Here is a 6,581-nt window from a genome sequence, read left to right as displayed (position 1 = left end):
CATTGCCTGGAGGTTCGAGAGCTTCTTTTCGTGGATCAGGATGTAGGGATCCTGTAGTTCGACGTGCATCTTCTCGGGGTCGGTAATGAAATAGGGCGAGAGATAGCCGCGATCGAACTGCATGCCCTCGACCACGTCGAGCTCGAATTCGATGCCCTGCGCCTCCTCGATTGTGATGACGCCTTCCTTGCCGACTTTCTCCATCGCCTCGGCAATCTTGCGTCCGACGACCTCGTCACCATTGGCGGAGATGATGCCGACCTGCGCGATCTCGGCATTGTTCGATACCGGCCTAGACCGCGCTTTCAGCTCCTCGACGACCTTGATGACCGCAAGATCGATCCCACGCTTCAGGTCCATGGGGTTGATGCCGGCGGCCACCGACTTCATACCCTCGCGGACGATCGCTTGCGCGAGGACCGTCGCCGTCGTCGTACCGTCACCGGCATGATCGTGGGTCTTGGACGCGACCGCGCGCAACATCTGCGCGCCCATATTCTCGAACTTGTCCTTGAGTTCGATCTCCTTGGCGACGGTGACGCCGTCTTTGGTGATGCGCGGGGCGCCGTAGCCCTTGTCGATCACGACGTTGCGCCCCTTGGGGCCCAGCGTCACGCGGACCGCATTGGCCAGAATATCAACGCCGCGGGTAATACCTTCGCGGGCATCGCGCGAGAATTTCACATCTTTAGCTGCCATGATCATGTTCCTTTAATCTTGTCGGAAAAACCGGTCCGCATGCGCGACGGTGCTGCGCGGCCCGCAAATGGGATGGAGAGGACGGTGGTTCGGCGTCAGCCGATCACGCCGAGAACGTCGCTCTCCTTCATGATGAGCAGATCCTCACCGTCGAGTTTGACCTCACTGCCGGACCATTTACCGAACAGGATTTTATCGCCCGCCTTCACATCCAGCGGGATCACGGCGCCGTCCTCGGCCCGCAGCCCAGTACCGACTGCGACGATCTCGCCCTCCTGGGGCTTTTCCTTGGCGGTGTCGGGGATGATGATGCCGCCCGCCGTCTTGGCTTCGGCTTCGATCCGGCGAACAAGGACGCGGTCGTGCAACGGTCGAAATGTCATGGTCATCCGTCCTTTCGCTGGTCTGCGACGAAGCGTCGCTCTCGCAAAGGGGCAGCCAGCGCTGCCAGATCACGGCGGTGACATTCTCGCGCGGAGAATGCTGATAGGGCACGAGCATGTGGTGCGTCATGCGCGCTGAGGCACCGGCTCGCGGGGGCCTCGTGTCGTCTGGGATAATGTCTAGGCATGGGTCGCCTGGTCGAGCGTCCGGCGAACGAGGATGAGGGTGGGGTCACCAGGATAGGGTTCAGCGGTGAAGCCCATTTCTCGCTCCAGCTCGATCGCCGCGTGATTTTCACGGCTTTCGATCGACTCGAGTGTCTTCACCCCCTTCGCCTCGGCAAAGCGGGCGATATGCGCCAGCAGCTCCCAGCTAATACCGCGGTGCTTATAATCGTTGCGAATGGAGATCGCGACTTCGCCGCGGTCGAGCGCGGGATCGCACGCCAGCATGGCGGTCGCGATCATCGTCGACCCGTGTTCGTCAAAGGCCAGAAAATTCTCGGTTTGTTTGTGGTCGACTGTGGCCAGGGCGGCGATCCGATCGTGGCCGACCTCATTCAGTCCAGTCAGGAAGCGAAATCGTAGGTCGTCGCGCGTCACATGGGTGAAGAACTCTGCAAGCGTGCCTTCGTCAGCCGGGCGCGCGGGTCGAACGTGAAACCGGAACCCTGTTCGGGTCGTCAGATATTGGCTCCAGTCATCCACGGCGTCGGCTCCCAGGGTTCGCCACATTGCCCGGTGCCGGCTTGAAGAAGCGGCCCGCGGCAAAGCGGCATAGATCGATCATGTGGGCGGGAGTGCCATCGGTCACCAGCGTCGGAATGTACCTACAAACCTCCTTAAGGCCCTTAGATTGAGGGTCAAATGCCACGGTCTTTTCGTTCAATACGATCGACCCCATCGGCGGTCCCAACATAAGCGGCGTCGATTTCGGTCAAAAACAGGCCATGCCCCATCACGCCCGGAATTGCCGACAATAGCGATGCCAAGCGAACCGGCTCCGCGATCGGGCCGAACTGGCAATCGAGAATGAAATTCTGCTGGTCGGTGCGGTATGGACCGGTCCCGACCATGCGGAGCGTTACCGGCACGGTCATCTCCTCGATCGTTCGGGTGACGAAGCCGGATGCGAACGGCAGCACTTCAATCGGCAACCGATGACCACCGAGCTGTCCGACCCGCTTGCTTTGGTCAACGACGACGATCATTCGCGCCGCTGCGGTCGCAATGACCTTCTCGCGAAGCAGAGCGCCACCCGCGCCTTTGATCGCGAGCAGGCCGGAATCGATTTCGTCGGCACCGTCGATGCACAGATCGAGCGAGTTCAGTCCCTCAAAGTCGATCACTTCGAGCCCCGCCGAACGCGCGGCGATCGCCGACGCTTCGGAACTGGCGACCGCGATGATCCGCAAGCCCTCGGCCGCGCGCTTTCCAAGCGCCTCGATCGCGAAGTCGGCAGTCGATCCCGACCCAATTCCGACACGCATGCCCTCGGCGATCTCAGCAACGGCGGCGTACGCCGCCGCACGTTTGAGGTCGTCTGAGGATGGCGGCGTAAACGAGCCCACGTCCTCAATCCGATTTGATGTTGGAGCCACTCCAGCGGGGTATGCTTAATTTCCCAGTGAAGCGCCGGCCAGGCAGACTGCGTTCAAGACGCGTGTCCGATGAATCGTCACCCAGACCGATCCCTAGTCCCGCCGTCGTCAAGCCCGTCGCGCCGCCAAAATCGCAACCGGGTCTGTCAACCGGGTCATCGGTGGTCTGCGTCAGCAAGGCGCTCGGCGGCACATCTTCGCCGATGTTTTTCAGCTCGGACTTGGTCATCACAATTCTCCTCGGCGTGTCGAAATCGCCTCTCCGGCGGGTTTCAGGGATAGGGGTGATCGACACCGCAGCACACATAGTAGCCGTGCTCGCCTGCAGGGGCAGGCTCGGCATCTACTCATTTTCGCAGACGCAAGGGCGACCGACGACGCGACACTGGGCCCGTCAAAGCACTCAGGCCCGACCAAGATAGTCGCGTGGGTGATTCCCGAGCCTGCACTCGCCGACGGCCGGTCGCTACTGTCACATGCGATGGACGACCAGGAGGACCTATCTTATGACACGGCTCAAGACCCCCGAGCACCATCTCGTTGGCCGGATCGGATGGCTGCGCGCAGCGGTACTGGGTGCCAATGACGGCATATTGTCGACCGCGAGCCTGGTGCTGGGCGTGGCTGCCGCCGGCGGCACGCGCGCGAGCACCCTGATCGCCGCGACGGCAGCGCTGGTCGCCGGCGCAATGTCGATGGCGGCAGGCGAATATGTCTCGGTGAGCTCGCAATATGACACCGAGCAGGCCGATCTCGCCCGCGAGCGCATGGAACTGAAGACCGACCTTACAGGCGAGCGAGAGGAACTATCGCAAATTTACCGAGACCGCGGTGTCGACAATGCCACCGCGCACAAGGTCTCACGCGAATTAATGGCAAAGGACGCGCTTGGCGCACATGCGCGTGATGAATTGGGCATCACGACAACAAGCATCGCAAAGCCAATCCAGGCAGCCATGACCTCTGCTGCAACCTTTACGTTCGGCGCTACCATGCCAGTCTTGATCGTCGTCGTCGCGCCAACGACGATTCTGATCGCAGCGGAATCGATCGGTTCACTTTTGTTTCTCGCCATTCTCGGCGCGATCGGCGGCGTGACGGGTGGCGCCAATATCTGGCGTGCAATGGCGCGCGTCACTTTCTGGGGGGCGCTCGCCCTCGCTGTGACGGCGGGTATCGGCCGGCTGGTGGGGACCGTCATTTGACACCCAGCCGCTCCGCCTGAACGCATCGGCAAGACGGGAATCTGCTCCTCTCGTGCCACGAGCAGGCGCTTTCAGTAGGTACATGCCGAGCCTGTCATCCGCTCGGCCTTCCGTTCTACGCAGGCAGGATGGAACGGATGACGCAACACCGATGACCGATCATCCCGACGCTTTCGTCGCGCCATCGGACGCCGCGCCTTTTGTCGCCGATCCCGCGCGAAAGACCGCTAAGGAGGCGATAGTTTCGCGAAGTGATGAGACGTACCACGCCGACAGCGTCGGTCCGCTCGCTATCCTGCGCACGCATAAATGGCTCGTGCTCACAGCATTGCTCCTGATCGCTGCGGCTATTGGCGCGAGTTTCATATTTCTGCGGGGTAGCGACGTTCCGGTCGCCATTGCCCGGAAGGCAGACCTCGTCGAAACCGTCGTCGCCAGCGGCCACGTCGAATCCCAGTTTCGTGTCGACATCGCCAGTCAGATGACAGGGACGGTGGCGCAGGTCGCTGTTCAGGAGGGCGATACCGTCCACAAGGGTCAGCCGCTCATCGCCCTTGCGTCCGATGAGCTGGCGAATACCCAATCGCAAGCGCGCGATGTCATGGTGCAGGCGCAAGCGCATGTACGGCAGCTTCACGAAGTGTCACTTCCAACAGCGCTCGAAGCGCGCCGTTCGGCTGCCGCCAGCCTTCTGGGCACGCAACAGATCTACGTCCGCACGGCAATATTGATGCGCAAGGGGTTCGTGACCCGCGCTGCTTTCGACGATGCGCAGAAGAACCTAGACATGGCGCGCGCGCAGGTGCGGACGGCTGAAGCCCAGGTTGGTAGCGCGCAGGTCGGCGGCAGCGACTATGCGACCGCCCAATCGGAACTCGGTCAGGCGCGTGCGGGCTACGCAGCCGCGACCTCCCGGCTTGCCTATACGGCGATCCTAGCCCCGCGCGACGGCGTTCTGATCGCGCGCAGCGTCGAGCGCGGCACAGTTGTCATTCCCGGGCAAACGCTGATGATCCTTGCTCCGACAGGCAGCGTGCAACTCGTCCTCCAGATCAATGAGCGCAATCTCGGCAAAGTCGGCATCGGCCAACCGGCACTGGCCTCGGCTGACGCCTATCCGAACGCCCATTTTCCGGCGACGGTAGTGTTCATCAACCCTGGCATCGATATCGCGCGCGCTTCGGCGACCGTTAAGCTCGCCGTCGTCAATCCGCCCGCCTATCTTCGGCAGGACATGACCGTGTCCGTCGATATCGAGACCGCCCGGCGAAAGGCCGCGCTCGTCCTGCCGGGGAATGCCGTCCACGAGACTCTGTCCGCCAATCCCTGGGTGCTCACTGTCCGAAATGGCCACGCGACGCGACAGAATGTGACGCTCGGTCTGCAAGGCAATCTGCAAGTGCAGATCTTGAGCGGTCTGGTCGCGGGCGACCCAGCGATTCCAACCACTGCATCGATTGTCGCCGGCGACCGGGTCCGGGCCCGGACGCGATGAACCGCCTGCTGCCGTTCGAGTGGATCGCCGCTGTTCGGTTTCTGCGCGAAGGGCGTCTCCAGACCATGTTCATCATCTTGGGAATCACGATCGGCGTCGCTGTGATCGTCTTCATGTCCGCGCTGCTCTCAGGGCTCCAGGTCAACTTCCTCAGCCGGGTTCTGACGTAGTCCGCGCAAATCCAGCTACTTCCTCCGGACCAGGTGGCTCGGCCCTTACGCGGTACCGATCACGAGATCGAAGATCCGGTTGTCCAGCGTCCGGCGCAGCGGATCGTCTCGATCAATCAATGGCAGAAGGTCCAGCAGCGCATGATGACGTTGCCCGGCATCGTGATGGCCGCCCCAACAATGTCGGGTTCAGCGCTCGCGGTGCGCGGTGATGCGAGCCGTGCGATCAGCCTTACCGGGGTGCAACCCGACAGCTATTTCCGCATCATCCGCGTCCCCGATTATATCGTCTCTGGCAAAGCCACGCTGGGGAGCGATGAGATCATCGTCGGCACCCAACTCGCCGATGATCTTGGGGCTACCCGGGGCGACAAACTCAACATCCAGGCGGCAACCGGTAATACAGCGGTGCTGCGCATCTCGGGGTTGTTCGACCTCGGCAACAAGGCGTCAAATGAGCGCAACAGCTACGTATCTCTGCGTACGGCCCAATCGCTCCGCGGCCGGGTTGGCGCCGTCACAACGATCGAATTGAAAATTACCGATATCTACGCCGCCGAAACGCTCGCCCGCCAGATCGCCGCGGCGAACCCGGTGCGCGCCGAAAGCTGGATCGCAACCAATGCGCAATTTTTCACGGCAGTGAATGCCCAGAAGTCTTCAAACACCCTGATCCGCCTGTTTGTCGGCCTCTCGGTCGCGTTCGGCATCGCTGCCGTCCTGGTGGTGTCGGTCATTCAGCGATCCAAGGATATCGGCATCCTGCGTGCGATGGGCACCACCAGAGGACAGATCCTGCGCATCTTTCTCGTCCAGGGCGCCCTGCTGGGACTGGTCGGCGCTATTATCGGTGGCAGCGTCGGGATCGGCGGTCTGGTCTGGTATCATGCCTTGGTGCGCCAGGCGGATGGAACGCAGCTTTTCCCCCTGGTTCTCGATCAGCAGCTGTTCGTGGTGACGCTGCTCTTGGCGCCGCTAACCGGCCTGCTGGCGGCCACCGCACCGGCTCTGCGCGCGGCGCGGCTCGA

9 protein-coding genes are annotated in these 6,581 nt (G+C 62.1%); 4 read left to right on the top strand and 5 right to left on the bottom strand.

Going from position 1 to position 6,581, the window contains the following annotated elements; translation table 11 throughout:
* From groEL to Q0R02_RS05740, 5 genes are all read right to left on the bottom strand, one after another.
* Positions 1-699 (bottom strand): chaperonin GroEL (groEL, locus tag Q0R02_RS05760; protein ID WP_293881564.1); only part of this gene is annotated, 699 nt, incomplete at its 3' end.
* A 95-nt stretch (positions 700-794) separates the two neighbouring features.
* Positions 795-1,082 (bottom strand): co-chaperone GroES, encoded by a 288-nt coding sequence (gene groES / locus Q0R02_RS05755; RefSeq protein ID WP_293881563.1) that lies wholly within the window; start codon positions 1,080-1,082, stop codon positions 795-797.
* 180 nt (positions 1,083-1,262) lie between these two features.
* Positions 1,263-1,817 carry a GNAT family N-acetyltransferase gene (locus Q0R02_RS05750; RefSeq protein ID WP_293881562.1) on the bottom strand — a complete coding sequence of 185 codons (555 nt, stop codon included), beginning with the start codon at positions 1,815-1,817 and terminating at the stop codon, positions 1,263-1,265.
* 128 nt (positions 1,818-1,945) lie between these two features.
* Positions 1,946-2,653 (bottom strand): ribose-5-phosphate isomerase RpiA, encoded by a 708-nt coding sequence (gene rpiA / locus Q0R02_RS05745; RefSeq protein WP_293881561.1) that lies wholly within the window; start codon positions 2,651-2,653, stop codon positions 1,946-1,948.
* A gap of 4 nt (positions 2,654-2,657) precedes the next feature.
* Positions 2,658-2,912: a hypothetical protein gene (locus Q0R02_RS05740; protein ID WP_293881560.1), complete on the bottom strand. Its 255-nt coding sequence runs from the start codon at positions 2,910-2,912 to the stop codon at positions 2,658-2,660.
* Positions 2,913-3,189: 277 nt separating this feature from the next.
* Here Q0R02_RS05740 and Q0R02_RS05735 point away from each other — a divergent pair, with 277 nt between their 5' ends.
* The 4 genes from Q0R02_RS05735 to Q0R02_RS05720 all read left to right on the top strand — a co-directional run.
* On the top strand, positions 3,190-3,888 hold the full coding sequence (locus Q0R02_RS05735) for a VIT family protein (protein ID WP_293881559.1): 699 nt from the start codon (positions 3,190-3,192) through the stop codon (positions 3,886-3,888).
* Positions 3,889-4,039: 151 nt separating this feature from the next.
* A complete protein-coding gene (locus Q0R02_RS05730; RefSeq protein WP_293881558.1) occupies positions 4,040-5,383 on the top strand; it encodes an efflux RND transporter periplasmic adaptor subunit in 1,344 nt (447 codons plus the stop codon).
* Positions 5,380-5,553, top strand: a complete 174-nt coding sequence (locus Q0R02_RS05725) for a hypothetical protein (protein WP_293881557.1) — start codon at positions 5,380-5,382, stop codon at positions 5,551-5,553. Before Q0R02_RS05730 ends, Q0R02_RS05725 begins: the two co-directional genes overlap by 4 nt.
* Before the next feature lie 33 nt (positions 5,554-5,586).
* A partial coding sequence (locus tag Q0R02_RS05720) for an FtsX-like permease family protein (protein ID WP_293881556.1) occupies positions 5,587-6,581 on the top strand: 995 nt, incomplete at its 3' end.

The organism is Sphingomonas sp., assembly GCF_025353885.1.
In the GTDB taxonomy this organism is placed as follows: Bacteria; Pseudomonadota; Alphaproteobacteria; order Sphingomonadales; family Sphingomonadaceae; genus Sphingomonas_O.
The sequence above is the reverse complement of the archived record's forward strand: the minus strand, read 5'-3'. Positions and strand labels throughout refer to the sequence as shown.